At 70.2% G+C, this 15255-nt stretch carries 13 protein-coding genes and 1 pseudogene; 9 read left to right on the forward strand and 5 right to left on the reverse strand.

The features are described from left to right. The first annotated feature begins 119 nt into the window (after window positions 1–119). On the forward strand, window positions 120–866 hold the full coding sequence (locus E1269_RS18310) for an IclR family transcriptional regulator (protein WP_162606490.1): 747 nt from the start codon (window positions 120–122) through the stop codon (window positions 864–866). Between the two features lie 131 nt (window positions 867–997). Continuing rightward, complete coding sequence (locus E1269_RS18315) at window positions 998–1501, forward strand: ferritin (protein ID WP_131897127.1); 504 nt, start codon at window positions 998–1000, stop codon at window positions 1499–1501. 63 nt (window positions 1502–1564) lie between these two features. Here the strand turns inward: E1269_RS18315 and E1269_RS18320 are convergent, their stop codons facing one another. Further along, window positions 1565–4180, reverse strand: coding sequence for a M14 family zinc carboxypeptidase (locus E1269_RS18320; protein WP_131897129.1), 2616 nt, complete (start codon window positions 4178–4180; stop codon window positions 1565–1567). Between the two features lie 383 nt (window positions 4181–4563). On the opposite strand from E1269_RS18320, the gene E1269_RS18325 reads away from it, so the two are divergent. Continuing rightward, entirely contained in the window at window positions 4564–5880 is a 1317-nt protein-coding gene (locus tag E1269_RS18325) for an SGNH/GDSL hydrolase family protein (RefSeq protein WP_131897131.1), read from the forward strand. Here E1269_RS18325 and E1269_RS18330 read toward each other — a convergent pair. Together E1269_RS18330 and E1269_RS33865 are read right to left on the reverse strand one after the other, a co-directional pair. Then, on the reverse strand, window positions 5860–7086 hold the full coding sequence (locus E1269_RS18330; RefSeq protein WP_131897133.1) for a heparan-alpha-glucosaminide N-acetyltransferase domain-containing protein: 1227 nt from the start codon (window positions 7084–7086) through the stop codon (window positions 5860–5862). The two genes, E1269_RS18325 and E1269_RS18330, sit on opposite strands and share 21 nt — an antisense overlap. Window positions 7087–7090: 4 nt before the next feature. Beyond that, window positions 7091–7219, reverse strand: a complete 129-nt coding sequence (locus E1269_RS33865; protein ID WP_275264608.1) for a hypothetical protein — start codon at window positions 7217–7219, stop codon at window positions 7091–7093. Between the two features lie 199 nt (window positions 7220–7418). Here E1269_RS33865 and dnaK point away from each other — a divergent pair, with 199 nt between their 5' ends. From dnaK to E1269_RS18350, 4 genes are read left to right on the forward strand one after another with little or no spacing between them, the layout of a single operon-like run. Beyond that, the gene (dnaK, locus tag E1269_RS18335; protein WP_131897135.1) at window positions 7419–9308 is read left to right on the forward strand and encodes a molecular chaperone DnaK; all 1890 of its coding nucleotides are present in this window, start codon (window positions 7419–7421) and stop codon (window positions 9306–9308) included. Then, window positions 9305–10009, forward strand: a complete 705-nt coding sequence (grpE, locus tag E1269_RS18340) for a nucleotide exchange factor GrpE (RefSeq protein ID WP_239000948.1) — start codon at window positions 9305–9307, stop codon at window positions 10007–10009. Before dnaK ends, grpE begins: the two co-directional genes overlap by 4 nt. Before the next feature lie 50 nt (window positions 10010–10059). Beyond that, entirely contained in the window at window positions 10060–11214 is a 1155-nt protein-coding gene (dnaJ, locus tag E1269_RS18345; RefSeq protein WP_131897137.1) for a molecular chaperone DnaJ, read from the forward strand. A 32-nt stretch (window positions 11215–11246) separates the two neighbouring features. Next, window positions 11247–11627 carry a heat shock protein transcriptional repressor HspR gene (locus E1269_RS18350; RefSeq protein ID WP_131897153.1) on the forward strand — a complete coding sequence of 127 codons (381 nt, stop codon included), beginning with the start codon at window positions 11247–11249 and terminating at the stop codon, window positions 11625–11627. Window positions 11628–11787: 160 nt separating this feature from the next. Here the strand turns inward: E1269_RS18350 and E1269_RS18355 are convergent, their stop codons facing one another. Continuing rightward, window positions 11788–12198, reverse strand: coding sequence for a hypothetical protein (locus tag E1269_RS18355; RefSeq protein ID WP_131897139.1), 411 nt, complete (start codon window positions 12196–12198; stop codon window positions 11788–11790). Between E1269_RS18355 and E1269_RS34320 the strand changes: the two genes are divergently transcribed. Beyond that, window positions 12091–12900 carry a TetR/AcrR family transcriptional regulator gene (locus E1269_RS34320; protein ID WP_420810649.1) on the forward strand — a complete coding sequence of 270 codons (810 nt, stop codon included), beginning with the start codon at window positions 12091–12093 and terminating at the stop codon, window positions 12898–12900. The genes E1269_RS18355 and E1269_RS34320 overlap by 108 nt on opposite strands. Window positions 12901–13310: 410 nt before the next feature. On the opposite strand, the pseudogene E1269_RS34325 reads toward E1269_RS34320, so the two are convergent. After that, window positions 13311–14366, reverse strand: a pseudogene (locus E1269_RS34325) (serine hydrolase domain-containing protein); the annotation flags it as partial. 19 nt (window positions 14367–14385) lie between these two features. Here E1269_RS34325 and E1269_RS18370 point away from each other — a divergent pair. After that, complete coding sequence (locus tag E1269_RS18370; protein WP_131897145.1) at window positions 14386–15027, forward strand: TetR/AcrR family transcriptional regulator; 642 nt, start codon at window positions 14386–14388, stop codon at window positions 15025–15027. Window positions 15028–15255: the final 228 nt, after the last annotated feature.

The raw sequence follows: 15255 nt of genomic DNA on the forward strand, positions 1-15255 counted from the left end.
CTGGCGAGCAAGGGTTCTCGAGGTAGGAGGGTTCGACATCATATGAAAAGATATTGGCTATCTGGGATGATGTGGCCGTCGCGATGACGCCGATCACCCGTTCCGAGAAGGGAAGGACCTTGCCTCCGACGACCTTGCAGTCAGTGCGCCGGGCACTGGCCGTGCTCGAAGTCATCGCCTACTCGTCCCCACCGACAGCCAAGGACGTCGCCGTCGCCTGTGACCTGGAGCTCGCGACCACGTATCACCTGCTGAACACGTTGATCGAGGCGGGCTATGTGGAGAAGGACGATCGGAGGCTGTTCCCCACCGGCCGCCTGGTCGAACTGGGCGCCGCCGTCGAGCGGCGCCTGCGGCCCGACCCAGCGCTGATCGCGGCCATGGAGCGCCTCACCTCGGTGACCGGTGAGACCACCTATCTCAGCGAATGGCTGCGCGGCGACGTCGTCGCCGTCGGCTCGATGGAGGGTACCAATCCGGTCCGAGTCGGGATCGTGCCAACCGGAGAGCGCGGCTTCGCCCACGCCCGCGCCTCGGGCAAGGTGCTGCTCGCTTTCGGGCCGCCGGAACGACTCGAGGTCGTGCTCAAGCGCGGCTCGCTGCGGGCCAGGACGGCCAACACCATCACCCGGGTGGCCCGGCTCGAGGCCGAGATCGAGCAGGTGCATCGGCAGGGGTACGCCGTCGACCGAGCCGAGTACATCGAGGGAGTCTGCTGCATCGCGGCTCCGATCTCCGAGAGCACTGGGTTCTCCCGCTACTGCCTCGCCGTCCTCGTGCCGGCCACGAGGTTCGCCGATGAAGAGACGATGTTGATCGAGGCGGTCACCACCGCGGCCGCTCACGTCCGAGTCCGGCCGAGCTGACCGGCTCGAAGGCGGATGCCAGAGCCTGCCGCGCCGCCGTGGCGACGTCGGCGCGGCAGGTTCTGCGAACCTTTGCAAGGATAGGCACGACTTCGTGGAAATGTACTCTGAGCTGCGTTAACGTCGGGCACATGAAGCTCAACGACACCCTTGCCAAGGCCTTCTCCGAACAGATCACCCTGGAGATCGAGTCGTCGGTCGCCTATCTCCAGCTGGCCATCGCGCTCGAGGACGCCAACCTTCCCGGCATGGCGTCGTGGATGCGCATCCAGTCCGGCGAGGAGCGGGATCACGCCGCCAAGTTCATCCAGCACGTCACCGACCGTGGCAACCGCCCGCAGATCGGCGACATCCCCGCGCCGGCTGATCCCGGCCCCACCGTGGTCGCCGCGTTCGAGGCGTCCCTGGCGCACGAGCGGAACGTGTCCGACTCCATCCGCGCGCTCTACCGGCTGGCGCTGGCCGAGGGCGACATCGACAGCCTCCCGCTGCTCAGCTGGTTCATCGAGGAGCAGATCGAGGAGGAGTCCACGGTGTCGGAGATCCTCGGCCGGCTGCACCTCATCGGCGAGGACGGCCCCGGCCTGCTGCGGCTGGACGGCGAGCTCGGCGCACGCGTCCCGGGCACGGAGTAGTTCAGCCGGACACGACACCGCCCCGGTCGCCGAGCATGCGGCCGGGGCGGCGTCGCGTCGGACCTACTGAGCCAGCCGGGCCGCGGCCTCAACCGTCGTGGCCGGGCCGTTGTACAACGCGTTGGACACGATGGTCCATGCCGCTCTCGGCCAGCTGCGGAACGTGATGTCCGCGCCCGCCACGGTTGCCTGGCCCTCGCCCACGTCGAGCGTGACGACGTTGGCCAGGCCCTGCAGCGCCGCCTGCCCGTGGGCGTAGCCGCTGGCCAGCAGTTCCCCGCTGCCCGGGTAGGTCGACGCCACCGCGGCGGCGGGGTCGTCGACCCGGTACGCCGGGCTGTTGTAGAACCAGACCGGCCACTGCGCCGGCATGCCCCAGGTGGCCGGGGCGGCCGGGTCGAACTGCGCGTTGATCAGCGTGCCCGGTGCGTTGAACGTGTCGCGGTCGCCGGGAGTGGCGTTGGTGATGGGCAGCCCGAGCAGCTCACGCGCCGTCTCCGCAGCCGTGCCGACGGCCACCAGGTTGCCGCCGTCGCCCACCCAGCTGGCCAGCGCCTGCCAGCCCACCTCGCCGACGCCGCGGGCCCAGTGGAACTCCTCGGGATACAGCGCCGGGTTCAAACCGGTGACGATGCGGTCCTTGGTGACCCCCGGCGCGACGAGGATGGTGTCGAACCGCGAGAGGTCGGCGTAGTCGTCGGCCTCCACCACCTCGTAGTTCAGCCCGTAGGTGTCGGCCAGCCACATCAGCCAGCCGCCGGGCATGTTGTTCGCGCCGCGGATCAGCCCGATCGTGGTGTCCGCCTTCAGCTCCAGCGCGGCCACCGCGGGCACCGTCGGGGTCGCCGCCACCGGCAGAGCCGTCAGCTCTGAGACCTCGACCAAGGTGTCGTGCGCGGCGGTGGTCGCAGGGACGATGACCGTGCCCGGGTCGTACGTCGTGCCGCCGGCCTGGAACGCCTCCGTCGCCCGCAGCACCGGGACGTCGTTCTCCTGGAGCCGGGCGATCACGTGGGTGAGGCCGTACGATGTCGGCTCGACCAGGTAGGCGCCGCCGTCCGGTGCGGTGCCGACCGCCGGCGCTGTGATGTCCTCCGCGGAGACCCGCTCGGTCCTGGCCACACGGGCGTCGTCGGCCGGCTGCACCGTCAGGCCGAGCAGCATCGGCAGATTGTCGGTGGTTTCGCTGTACGGCATGATCAGCGGGCAGTCGGCGCACTTGCGGGCGGCGTCGGGGTACTGGTCCACCTCTAGCACCTGCTCGACCCAGCTGCCCATCGGCTGCTGGGTGTGGATCAGCAGCGAACCGGCCGGATAGGTCTGCCGTCCGGCGCGCACCGTCGACAGCGCGCGCTCGACCTCGACGCCGGCGATGTCGAAGATCTCCACCAGCTGCTTGACGGCGAACGGATCACGCTGCCCGGCCGGGACGATGTACGTCTCAGGACCGCCGTCTGGCTCCATGGACTTCTGGTTGACCTGGTAGAGGTTGTTGTAAAGCCAGTCGTCGGCGTCCTTGGCCACGCTGTCCAGCGCTGTGTACATCGAGAGCTTGGCGTACTCGACGATCTGCTCCAGGGTCCAGGTCGCCTCGGTATACGGGTCGAACGTGCGCATGCTGCGGTCCCGCGCTCCGGGCGGGGTGCCGTCGGGGTTCGAGAACGGCAGTGCCAGGTCCCGCACCGAGGCGATCTCGTGCAGGAACAGCGAGGCGCCGCGGTGGGGCCCGGTGCCGAACACGTCGGCGTTCCAGAAGATGCCGTAGGCGTCGTCGGTACTGACCCCCGGCAGGCCGGCCTCGGCGGCGGCGTTCGCGACCTCGGCGCCGAGCGCGTTGGACGCGGAGATCGCGATGGAGTCCACGTTCGGGCCGAGCGGCTCGTCGAACGGCGGCACCCACATCCGCGGGCTGTTCGTGCCGGCCTGGTGCATGAAGTGCAGGACCACCGGGCGGTACTGCTGCTCCAGACGGGTGCGGATGCGCGACTCCTCCTGGGTGAAGAAGATCCAGTCGCGGTTGTTGTCGTGCCCGACGTAGTTGTGGTACAGGTCTGGATACGTTCGTGCGTAGTCCGTCCCCGCGGTCTCGTTGAAGTAGTCGATCATGAGGTGCTGGCCGTCCGGGTTCGCGGACGGCACCACCAGGATGACCAGGTTGTCGAGGATGTTCTGCACGTACTCCGACCGCTCGGTCGAGAGCCGGTGGATGACGTCGACCAGCGCCGGCAGGTTCCCCACCTCGCTGGAGTGCAGCGTCGCCTCGAGGTAGTACACCGGCACGCTCTGCTCCGCCAGTGCCCGTGCCTGGCTCTCACTCAGGCCGGAGCGGGGGTCAGCGAGTTTCTCGTTCGTCTCCAGGATCTCGTCGAGCCGGGCCAGGTTCTCCGCGGAGCTGACGCGCAGGATCGGGTATTCGTGGCCCAGCGTCGTGGTGCCCGCCACCTCGTACTCGACGCTGTCCGACTCCTCGGCCACGAGCTCGAAGTAGTCCTTGATCTCCTCGAAAGGCGCGAGCTTTCCGGTGGTGCCCATCGGGAATCCGAAGAATTCCTCCGGAGCCGGAATATCCTCGGCGGCCGCGTCAGCAGTGCTGGCCTGATTGTCGCCGGGCGTGATGACCAGGGCCGTTGCCGCGAGCGCGGTGACGGCGAAACCGGTGAGGGCGCGTTTGACTGACATGTGGCCTCCGTGTTCTCAATCCCGGTGTCACGCCCTGGCGATGACGTCCACCGGACATTCCGGACCATGGGGAGGCACGTACGGTATCGACAGCACCAGGGCCGGTCAATGCTCATGACACGGAATAAGATGTCATTGACAAGTCAATAACGAACCAGTAAATTACCTGTGCTTCGTATGGTTTCAGGCGCGTCCTCCCCGCGCCGTCCCGCGCCTTCCCTGATCACGGGGCGTACGGCATGGAAACCGCTTGCCGTTCGGCGCACGACGGCGTCCGTTCACCGCACGACGCCTGGCGTGCCGCGCGCGGGCCCGCCTGGCGTCACGAGTGCCGAGCGCCCGGCAGCCCGCGCCGGGTGCCGCGGACTCGACGAGGAGCCGCCATGCCCCTGACCCGATCGGTGCCGAGGACCTTTCGCCCCTGGATCGCCCCCGTGACAGCCGTGCTGGCCGCCGTGGCGCTCGTGGCCGGGCCGGCCGGAGCCCTGCCCGAAGCCGCTGCGCCACCGGACGCACCCGCGAGGGACCTCACCGCCACGACGACGGCAGTGTCGTCGGCCACCGGGTGGGTGGGCACCTGGGCGACCGGAGTCGCGGAGGGTGAGTCCGGCCGGGCGCTGGCCGGCTTCACCGACACCACGATCCGGCAGCGAATGCACGTCTCCGTCGGCGGATCGGAGGTACGGCTGCGGCTCACCAACGTGCACGGTGAGACGCCCCTGGTGGTGGAGTCGACGACGCTGGCGCTGCCGGGTGCGGCGCGCGGCGACGTCGACCCGGACACGCTGCACACCGTGACGTTCTCGGGCGAGCCGCGCGTCACCGTCCCGGCCGGCGCCGAGCTGGTCTCCGACCCCGTCGGCCTGCGCATCGCCGACGACAGTGACGTCCTGGTCAGCATCTACCTCCCCGGCCCGACCGGTCCCGCCACGTATCACGCAGGGGCCCACTCGACCGGCTGGATCGCTACCGGCGACCAGACGACGGCGCTGGGTGCCGAGGCCTACTCGGGCACGACGACGTCGTTCTGGTTCCTCGACGGGCTCGACGTGCGCGGCCCGGCGTCCGGCTCCGTCGTGTTCCTCGGCGACTCCATCACCGACGGCAGCGGCTCAACCCGCGACGCCAACCGCCGCTGGCCGGACTACGTGGCCGACCTCATGCTCCAGGAACCGCGGCCGCATCGCTTCGGCATCCTCAACGCCGGCATGGGCGGCAACCGGCTCCTGCTCGATGCCAACAGCCCAGGCCAGGGCGACAACGCGCTGGCCCGCCTCGACCGCGACGTTCTCACGCAGACCGGAGTCGGCACCGTGTTCGTCTTCGAGGGCATCAACGACATCCAGCAGCCGAACTCGCAGTACGACCCGGAGGCGCTGATCGCCGCGTACGAGCAGATCATCCAGCGGGCCCACGACCGTGGCCTGCGCGTGGTCGGCGCCACGCTCGGGCCGTTCCAGGGATGGGGGTCGTGGACTCCGGAGCGCGAGGCGGTGCGCTCGGCGGTCAACACCTGGATCCGCGAGTCCGGCGCGTTCGACGCCGTCGTCGACTTCGACGCGGTCCTGCGCGACCCGGACAACCCGCTGCGGATGCTGCCTGCGTACGACTCCGGCGACAACCTGCACCCGGGCGACGCCGGCTACCAGGCCATGGCCGAGGCCGTCGACCCGAGCGTCCTATGGCCGCGGGGTCGCTGAGGAGCCGGTCGGTCCGGACGCGCTGGGTGAGCCGCCGGGCGACACCAGCTCGCGTCCCAGCCGCGCCATCGAGGCGGCCAGCGCCTCCAGCGGCCCGCGGCCGATGAACGCCCGCCACGGGATGGCGACGGCGAACATGATCGCGACGTGCACGAGGTAGGTATCGAGGTCGTCGCCGGAAACCGGGCCGGACAGCAGCACGACGTGCAGGCTGTACAGCGTGAATGTCATGCCGCCGATCGCCGCCAGCGGCCAGACCAGCACCCTGGCCCTGGCGGCGATCAGCAGCATCAGGCCGAGCACGGCGGCGCTGGTGCCGATGGTGTGCAGCAGGTCGAACGGCGTGGCGGTGTGCGGTGACGCGACCACCAGCCACCACGAGCTGGTGGTCGGGGTGGTGCCGTAGAACGACGTGTTGAGCACGTGGTCGGTGAAGTCCACCGGGCTGGCCGGATGGCCACCCAGGCCGGCGGTCTCCAGGTGCTCCAGGCCGCCGCGGTCCAGGATGACCGTCGACGTGATCCAGGCGGCCGCGGCCAGCGCGGCGCCGCCGGCCAGCAACGCCGTCGCCACCCGGGTGGACGAGAGCGCCAGCCGGCCGATGCCCAGCCCGGCCAGCAGGTAGGCCATCCACGGGAAGACCGGGTAATAGCCGGTCATCAGCAGCTCGCGCAGCAGGTCGCCGGGGTGGCTCAGCGAGTCCAGCGTCGGGACGTCGTGCGAAGACGGCGGGGCGCCCTCGCGGTAGGCGTAGTTGAGCACCGGTGCCGCCACCGCCCAGACCGCGGCGAGCGGCAGCAGGATGCGCGGCCCGAGCCCGAGGAACGGGATGGCGAGCAGGAACAGCAGTCCGTAGTAGGCCAGGATGACCGCGACCCCGGACTCCAGCGCCCCGAGGCACAGGCCGACCAGGAAGATCACCAGCGCCCGCAGGACCACCCCGGCGCTCGCGCCCAGCAGCGGCCGGCCGCGCAGAGGCGTCCGTCCGCCGGTTGCCAGGGCCAGCCCGACCCCGGCCAGCAGCGCGAACAGGGCGGCGGAGCGGCCGCTGGCGATCAGCCGGGACGCGGACAGCTCGCCGGTGTCGGTGACGGCCGGGATGATGTGCACCGACATCATGCCGAGCAGCGCCAGCCCGCGGGCGGCGTCCACGCCGAGCAGCCGGCTGCGCACGGACGCCGGCCGGGTCTCCTGCTCCACGGCCATGCCGCTAGAACACCAGGCTCATCAGGAACGGCGCGACGCCGGCGACGAGGCAGAGGATGAGAACCGCGGCCACGAGCTTGGTGCGCAGATCGGTCCGCCGGGGTGCGTCATCGTCGTGGGACTCCGGGTACATGGGGGTCAGGGTACGTCCAGATTCTGAGGGAATCCTCGGAGCGGACGCGGGCGAGGGAATCCTCTCGCCCGGTCGCTCGTTGACACCCACAGAAGTTGAGCCGCCGGGACTCAAGGTGAATTTTGACTCAGGTCACCCGGCGGCCATACTTGAGCCATACTGACTCAACACCGCAAGGCGAACACTGGAGGTATCCGCCATGGCACGAGCCGTCGGCATCGACCTGGGCACGACGAACTCCGTCGTGGCCGTTCTGGAGGGTGGCGAGCCCACCGTCATCGCCAACGCCGAGGGGTCGCGCACCACTCCATCGGTCGTGGCCTTCGCCAAGAACGGCGAGGTGTTGGTAGGCGAGGTGGCCAAGCGCCAGGCCGTCACCAACGTCGACCGCACCATCCGCTCGGTGAAGCGGCACATGGGGTCGGACTGGAAGCAGCAGATCGACGACAAGACGTTCACGGCGCAGCAGATCTCGGCGTTCGTCCTGCAGAAGCTCAAGCGCGACGCCGAGGCCTACCTGGGCGAGACCATCACCGACGCCGTCATCACCACGCCGGCGTACTTCAACGACTCCCAGCGCCAGGCCACGAAGGAGGCCGGTGAGATCGCCGGGCTCAACGTCCTGCGCATCGTGAACGAGCCGACCGCGGCCGCCCTGGCGTACGGCCTGGACAAGGGCGAGCACGACCAGACCATCTTGGTGTTCGACCTCGGTGGCGGCACGTTCGACGTGTCGCTGCTCGAGATCGGCGAGGGCGTCGTCGAGGTCAAGGCCACCAGCGGCGACAACCACCTCGGTGGCGACGACTGGGACCAGAAGGTCGTCGACTGGCTGATCTCGCAGGTCAAGGCCGCGCACGGGCTCGACCTGTCCAAGGACAAGATCGCCATGCAGCGGGTTCGCGAGGCCGCCGAGCGCGCCAAGATCGAGCTGTCGTCCAGCACGCAGACGTCCATCTCGCTGCCGTACATCGCGCAGGACGCGGAGAAGAACCCGGTCCACGTCGACGAGTCCCTCTCGCGCGCGCAGTTCGAGCAGATGACCGTCGACCTGCTGGCCCGCACGAAGGCCCCGTTCCAGAACGTCATCCGTGACGCCGGCATCTCCGTCGACCAGATCGACCACGTCGTCCTGGTGGGTGGCTCCACCCGCATGCCCGCCGTCGTCGACCTCGTGAAGGAGTTGACCGGCGGCAAGGAGCCCAACAAGGGCGTCAACCCCGACGAGGTCGTCGCCGTCGGCGCCAGCTTGCAGGCCGGCGTGCTGCGCGGCGAGGTCAAGGACGTGCTGCTGCTCGACGTCACCCCGCTGTCCCTGGGCATCGAGACCAAGGGCGGCGTGATGACCAAGCTGATCGAGCGCAACACGACCATCCCGACCAAGCGCTCGGAGATCTTCACCACCGCCGACGACAACCAGCCGACCGTGGGCATCCAGGTCTACCAGGGCGAGCGTGAGATCGCGGCGTACAACAAGAAGCTCGGCACGTTCGACCTGACCGGTCTGCCGCCGGCGCCGCGCGGCGTCCCACAAATCGAGGTCACGTTCGACATCGACGCCAACGGCATCGTGCACGTGTCGGCCAAGGATCTCGGCACCGGGCGCGAGCAGTCCATGACCATCACCGGCGGGTCGTCGCTGCCCAAGGACGACATCGACCGCATGGTCCGCGAGGCTGAGCAGTACGCCGAAGAGGACCGCAAGCGCCGCGAGGCCGCGGAGAACCGCAACCAGGCCGAGTCGCTGGTCTACCAGACCGAGAAGTTCCTCGCCGACAACACCGAGAAGGTCGGCACTCTTTCGCAAGAGGTCCGCGACGACGTCGACTCCTCGCTGGCCGAGGCCAAGAAGGCGCTGGAGGGCAACGACGAGGCCGCCATCAAGTCCAGCACCGAGCGACTGCAGACGGCCTTCCAGGCCCTCGGCGCGGCCCTCTACGCCGGCGCTCAGGCCCCGTCCGACGCCGGCGCCGCAGGTGCCGACGCGGGTGCTGCCGGTGACGATGCCTCGTCGGCCACCTCCGGCGACAATGTGGACGAGGACGTCGTCGAGGCCGAGATCGTGGACGAGGAGAAGGACGACAAGTGACCGATGCGCAGCGACCTGACAGTCCCGAGGAGGGCGCGGAGGAGCTGAAGCCGGTCATCCGGGACCGCCGGCGCATCGACCCCGAGACCGGCGAGCGGCGCCAGGCCGACGCCGATCCCGGGTCCGGTCGGGCCGGTGCGGACCCGGAATCGGCGGGCGCGCCCGCCGCCACCGCCGACGCGGTGGCGGAGGAGCTCGCCCAGGCCCGCGCCGAGGCGGCCGAGCGGCTGGACGACCTGCGCCGGCTGCAGGCGGAGTACGTCAACTACCGCCGGCGGGTCGAGCGCGACCGGGAGCTGGTCCGCGAGACCGCCACGGCGGAGGTGCTGAACGAGCTGTTGTCGGTGCTCGACGACATCGGCCGTGCGCGTGAGCACGGCGACCTCAACGGCGCGTTCCGGTCCGTCGGCGAGGCGCTGGAGGCGGTCACCGCCAAGGCCGGCCTGGTGCGCTTCGGCGAGCCGGGCGACGCGTTCGACCCGACCATCCACGAGGCGCTGATGCACGGGTACGCCGATGACGTCGACGTGCCCACCGCCACGCAGATCCTGCAGCCGGGCTACCGCATCGGCGAGCGCGTGATCCGGCCGGCTCGGGTCGCCGTCGCCGAGCCCACCGAGGCGTTGCCGGACTCGCCGGGCGAGATCGAGGACACGCCGCAGACAACCGAGGGCGGCTCGGCGGACAATGAGGGCACCTGAGTGCGGAGGGTCGAGGCCCACCGCCAGAACCTGAGAGGAGGGAGGAGCGAGTGAGTACGAAGGACTGGATCGAGAAGGACTATTACAAGATCCTCGGTGTCGCGAAAGACGCCGACGCGGCGACCGTGAAGAAGGCATACCGCACCCTGGCTCGCGAGCTCCACCCCGACCGCAACACCAACGACAAGGCCGCTGAGGAGAGGTTCAAGGACGTCTCCGAGGCGTACTCGGTCTTGTCGGACCCGGAGAAGCGCAAGCAGTACGACGAGGCACGGACGCTGTTCGGCGGTGGCATCCGCACGCCGGGCGGCGGCGGGGGCGGCGGGTCGTTCGGCTTCGACCTCGGCGACCTGTTCTCCGGCTCCGGCACTGGCGGTGGCCTGGGCGACGTGTTCGGCGGCATCTTCGGCCAGCGCACCCGCTCCCGCGGCACGGGAGCCCGCCGCGGCGCCGACGTCGAACGCGAGGTCACGGTCACCTTCGCCGAGGCGGTCGAGGGCAAGACAATCTCGCTCAAGCTGACCAGCTCCTCGGCGTGCCCCTCGTGTGCCGGCACCGGCGCGCGCGCCGGCACCGTCCCCAGGGTCTGCCCGACGTGCACCGGCACCGGCTTCACCAGCACCGACTCCGGCGGGTTCGGCATGGCCGAGCCGTGCAAGGACTGCAAGGGTCGCGGCCTGGTGGTCGACGACCCCTGCCCGGTGTGCAACGGCTCCGGCCGGGGCACCACCAGCAAGGTCATGCACGTGCGCATCCCTGCCGGCGTGGTCGACGGGCAGCGCATCCGGCTGCGCGGCAAGGGCGTGCCGGGCGAGCGCGGCGGCCCGGCGGGCGACCTCTACGTGGTCATCCACGTCGGCAGCCACCCGGTGTTCGGCCGTCGCGGTGAGCACCTGACGGTCACCGTTCCGGTCACCTTCCCGGAGGCGGCCCTGGGTGCTGAGATCAAGGTGCCCACGCTCGGCGGCAGCCCGGTGACCCTGCGCCTGCCACCGGGCTCGCCCAACGGGCGCACGTTCCGGGTCCGCGGCCGGGGCGCTCCGCGCAAGGACGGCACCCGCGGCGACCTGCTGGTCACCGTCGAGGTGTCGGTGCCGCCGAGCCTGCAGGGAGCTGCCAAGGAAGCCCTCGAGACGTTCCAGACCGCGACCTCCGGCGAGGACGTCCGGGCCGAGCTGATGAACCTGGCGGCGAAGGAGGCATGACCTTGGAGGCCGGGGCACGTTTCATCGTGGCGATGTCGGGCGCGGCACGGCGGGTCAGCGACGACGAGCCGTTGTACGTCATCTCCGTCGCCGCCGAGATGGCCGGCATGCATCCCCAGACGCTGCGCCAGTACGACCGGCTCGGCCTGGTGTCGCCGAGGCGTACCGGCGGTGGCGGCCGGCGCTACTCGCTGCGTGAGGTCGAGATGCTGCGCGAGGTGCAGCGGCTGTCCCAGGAGGACGGCGTCAACCTCGTCGGCATCAAGCGGATCATGGAGCTGGAGGCCGAGGTTCACGCGCTGCGTGACCAGCTGGAGCTGCTTGCCGGCGCCACGCCGGATCCCGGTGACTACCTGCCGGTGCCGGCCTTCCCCTCCGCCCTCGCCGTTTACCGCTCCCAGCCACCGAAATGAGCTTCTCCGTCCCGTCCCCGTGAGCGCGCGGCACCGAAATGATCACGTTCAGCACGAAATCACATGTCGCACCATGCTTGTAAGCCTGGTGATGCACAAGAAGTCCTCGTGAGGGCCTGAAAAGATCACGAGAGCACGCCACGGGGCGTCCGACGTCCGGCTATGCGGCCAGCAGTCCGACTCCGAGCGTCGCGAGTCCGGCGGCGAGGATCGCCGCGCCGATCCAGACCAGCCAGATGAGCTTGTTCGGTGACGTGCGCCCCGGGCCCATCGAGCAGAAGAAGAACCCGGCCGGCATGACGATCGCGGCTACCGGCACGCCGCTGCGGGCGACCCAAGCCGCGAACCCGTCCAGCGTCGTCGCGTCGGTGAGGATCGCGGTGATCAGGCCAAGCGTCACGAACATGCCGGCGTGGCCGTGTCCGGCCCGTGCGAACGCCCGCTGGAAGTCCGTCGCCGGGACATGACCGCGGGCGATCCGGGTCAGGTACCAGCCGCCGGACTCGATGGTGATCGCGGCGAGCAGGAGGATCCCAGCCAGCCGGGTCGCCTCTGTACTCAACTCGAGCATGGGTGTGTCCTCCTGAGGTCAATAACCAAACACCGTTATGAAACACCGTTAGGATACACTCGTCAAGTGGGTAGACCGAGACTTCACGACGACGCACTCCGCGACCGCCTGCTGAGCAGGGCGGCCGCGACCGTCTCCTCGACGGGGGTCAGGTCACTGAGCCTGCGCTCACTCGCGGCCCAGGCCGGAACGTCGACGGCGGCGGTCTATTCGCTCTTCGGCAGCAAGTCGGGCCTGGTCACGGCGGTCTACCAACGGGCCTTCGCGCGGTTCGCCGACCAGCTGGCGCGGGCGGGCGTCAGCGACGACCCGGTCGAGGACATCGTCCGGCTGGGGCTTGCCTACCGCGACGGCGCGGTGGCAGACCCCAACGGCTACCGGATCATGTTCGGTGACGAGGTGCGCCCATCCGAGGTGGGCCCCAAGGCGGCGCGGGCCGGCGCTCGTACGTTCGAGCCGCTGCTCGACGCCGTACGCCGGGCGGTCATCTCCGGCGCGTTCCCGGACTCCCCGGCGCCGGAGTCGATCGCGACCGCACTGTGGGCGAACGTGCACGGCCTGGTGTCATTGCAGCTGGGCGAGATGCTTCCGCCCGCGGCCGGTGACCCGGCCGCCGTCTTCCGGACTGCCGTGCGCGCCAACGTCACGGGCTGGGCGGCGCTGGCGGCCCGGCAGCGGCCGACAGGTGGCGCAGCTGGATGACGCCGAGGGTCAAGCGGGCCGCGGCCAGCGCCGACGCCGCGACGATGACCGCGGTCAGCATCCAGCCGACGTCCGGCGCATAGAGCGGCACCAAACGGAGGCTCCCGCCCGCCGCGCGCGGCCCGGTCACCCCCGCGAGGTACGCCAGCGCCACTGACTCGCACCGCCCGGGAACGCAGCAGCAGGTGGATCGCCCAGCCGAGCGCCGTGGCCACGGCTAGCAGGACGGCACCGAGCGCGCCGAGCGCCACGCCGTACGACGGGTCGCTGCCGACCGGCTCCGGAGTGCCACCGGCCAGGACCCGGGCGGCCTCCAGTCCGGTGCCGGCCAGCTCACCGTCCTGGAAGATCCCGTAGATGTTCTGCAGGACCACGAGGCCGAGGTCGAGCTCCGGCAGCAGGACCGTCATCGCCTGGTATCCCTGTGCGCCACCGCCGTGCCAGATGGTCGTCGTGCCGAGGTCGGAGTTACGGTCGTCGACGCGCCAGCCGAGAGCGTAGTCATGACCGTCGGAGACGGCGGCGGTGCCGGCGTGCAGATCGGCGATCGAGTCGGGACCGACGACTCTCGAACCACCGTGGTGCCCGGCCAATTGGTCCATCGTGAAACGCGCCAAATCCTCGACCGTGCCGCCGAGGTAGCCGTAACTCGGACCGGCGACGTCGTAGTGCGACGTGACCGTGATCGGCCGGCCGAAGGCGTACGCGTGGCCGTCGGGCACTCGCGCGGCCGCGTCCTCCGGCGTGGTGACAACGCCCGTCATGCCCAGTGGGTCCAGCACGTGCGCGTGCAGATAGTCGGTGAAGTCCTGGCCGGTCACCGCCTCGACGACGGCGCCGAGCACCAAGTAGTTCGCGCTGGAGTACTCGTGTCGCTCGCCGGGTGGGAACAATGGCTCGACATCGGCGAGCTCGGCCACCGCCTCCTCGTACGGCTCCTCCCGCTCGTCGAAGCGGTCGGTCGCGTCGGTGCCGTCCGGGATGCCGGAGGTCTGGGCGAGCAAGTCGCCGACGGTGATCCGCTCGCTGGAGTCGGCGTCGGCGAGGGTGAACTCCGGCAGATAGGTGCGCACGGGCGCGTCCAGGTCCACCGTCCCCGCCTCGACCAGCGTCATGACAGTTGTGGCGGTGACGGGTTTGGCGACCGACCCCCAGAGGAACGGGGTCGACGGCGTGATCGCGCTGCCAGCGCCGTCGTGCCCCACGGTGCCCACCTGCTCGATGGATTCGGAGCTGACGATCGCGTAGGCGAGGCCTGGGGTGTCGGTGGCCGCCATCCGCTCGCGCAGGTAGGCCTCGACCTCGGCGGCCTTGCTCGGCGAGCTGGCCACGGCCGTGGGCGCAGCGGTGGTGATGGTGCCGAGCCCGAGGGCGCCGGCAGTGAGGGTGCCGAGCGCCGTGGCGCCGAGGCGGGGGAGCATGAAGCCTCCATAGCCATATAGTCGTACGGTTTTGGGCGTAACCATACACTGATACGGTTATGGCGTGCCCCGGACCGCCGACCACGACGCACGCCGTCGCCAGATCGCTGCCGCGGTGGTCGGTGTGGTCGCGGCCGACGGCTTCGACGCCGCCACGGTGGCGCGGGTGGCTGCCGAGGCGGGCGTGTCCGTCGGGCTGGTCCAGCACTACTTCGCCAGCAAGGACGAGCTGCTGCTGTTCGCCTACCAGCAGGTGACCGGTGACATCGGAGACCGAGTGGCACAGCTCATCGCCGACGGCGACGCTCGCCGGCAGCCCATCTCGGTCGTCGTCGCGGCCAGCCTGGCCGAGCTGCTGCCGCTGGACGAGCGCCGTCGTGGGGAGTACCGCGTTGCCCGGGCTTTCCTGGGGAGGGCGCTGGACAACCCCTCACTCGCCTCGGTGGCCCGGGCCACCGCCGCCGACCTGCGCGGCCGGCTGAGCGCGGCGGTCACCAACGGCAAGGAATGCGGTGAGGTCGCGCCGGGCGTCGACGCGGAGCTGGCCGCCACCCGGCTCGCCGCGCTCGTCGACGGGCTGGGCGACCAGCTCTACCTGGAGCCGCAGCGGCGGGTCGGATCACGCGACCTGCCCGCCGTCGCCCGCCGGACCCTCGGTGAAGCCCTGGCCGAGACGTTCACCGGCGAGTGCCGCCACTACCGCTGACCCACCGAGGCTCTCCCCGGCCATCACGAGGACTTCTTGTGCATCACCAGGCCTACAGGCATGGTGCGACACGTGATCTCGTGCTGAACGTGATCATTCCGAGGTCCACTCGCGGGCGGAGTGGCGCGTGCGAAAACAGGTGGGGACAGCTCAGCCGTCGGTCGCCGGAGTCTCGGTGGGGGGCGGTGTACCGGTGGACGTCGGCGTGGGCGTCGGGGTGGCGGGCGG

Source organism: Jiangella asiatica, assembly GCF_004349065.1.
GTDB classification, from domain to species: domain Bacteria; phylum Actinomycetota; class Actinomycetes; order Jiangellales; family Jiangellaceae; genus Jiangella; species Jiangella asiatica.

What these genes read in the sequence shown, in the direction of transcription:
- E1269_RS18315 (WP_131897127.1), top strand. Translation starts at nt 998, where the DNA reads ATGAAGCTCAACGACACCCTTGCCAAGGCCTTCTCCGAACAGATCACC.
- E1269_RS18320 (WP_131897129.1), bottom strand. Translation starts at nt 4,180, where the DNA reads ATGTCAGTCAAACGCGCCCTCACCGGTTTCGCCGTCACCGCGCTCGCG.
- E1269_RS18325 (WP_131897131.1), top strand. Translation starts at nt 4,564, where the DNA reads ATGCCCCTGACCCGATCGGTGCCGAGGACCTTTCGCCCCTGGATCGCC.
- E1269_RS18330 (WP_131897133.1), bottom strand. Translation starts at nt 7,086, where the DNA reads ATGGCCGTGGAGCAGGAGACCCGGCCGGCGTCCGTGCGCAGCCGGCTG.
- E1269_RS33865 (WP_275264608.1), bottom strand. Translation starts at nt 7,219, where the DNA reads ATGTACCCGGAGTCCCACGACGATGACGCACCCCGGCGGACCGATCTG.
- dnaK (WP_131897135.1), top strand. Translation starts at nt 7,419, where the DNA reads ATGGCACGAGCCGTCGGCATCGACCTGGGCACGACGAACTCCGTCGTG.
- E1269_RS18350 (WP_131897153.1), top strand. Translation starts at nt 11,247, where the DNA reads ATGTCGGGCGCGGCACGGCGGGTCAGCGACGACGAGCCGTTGTACGTC.
- E1269_RS34320 (WP_420810649.1), top strand. Translation starts at nt 12,091, where the DNA reads ATGACCGCGGGCGATCCGGGTCAGGTACCAGCCGCCGGACTCGATGGT.
- E1269_RS18355 (WP_131897139.1), bottom strand. Translation starts at nt 12,198, where the DNA reads ATGCTCGAGTTGAGTACAGAGGCGACCCGGCTGGCTGGGATCCTCCTG.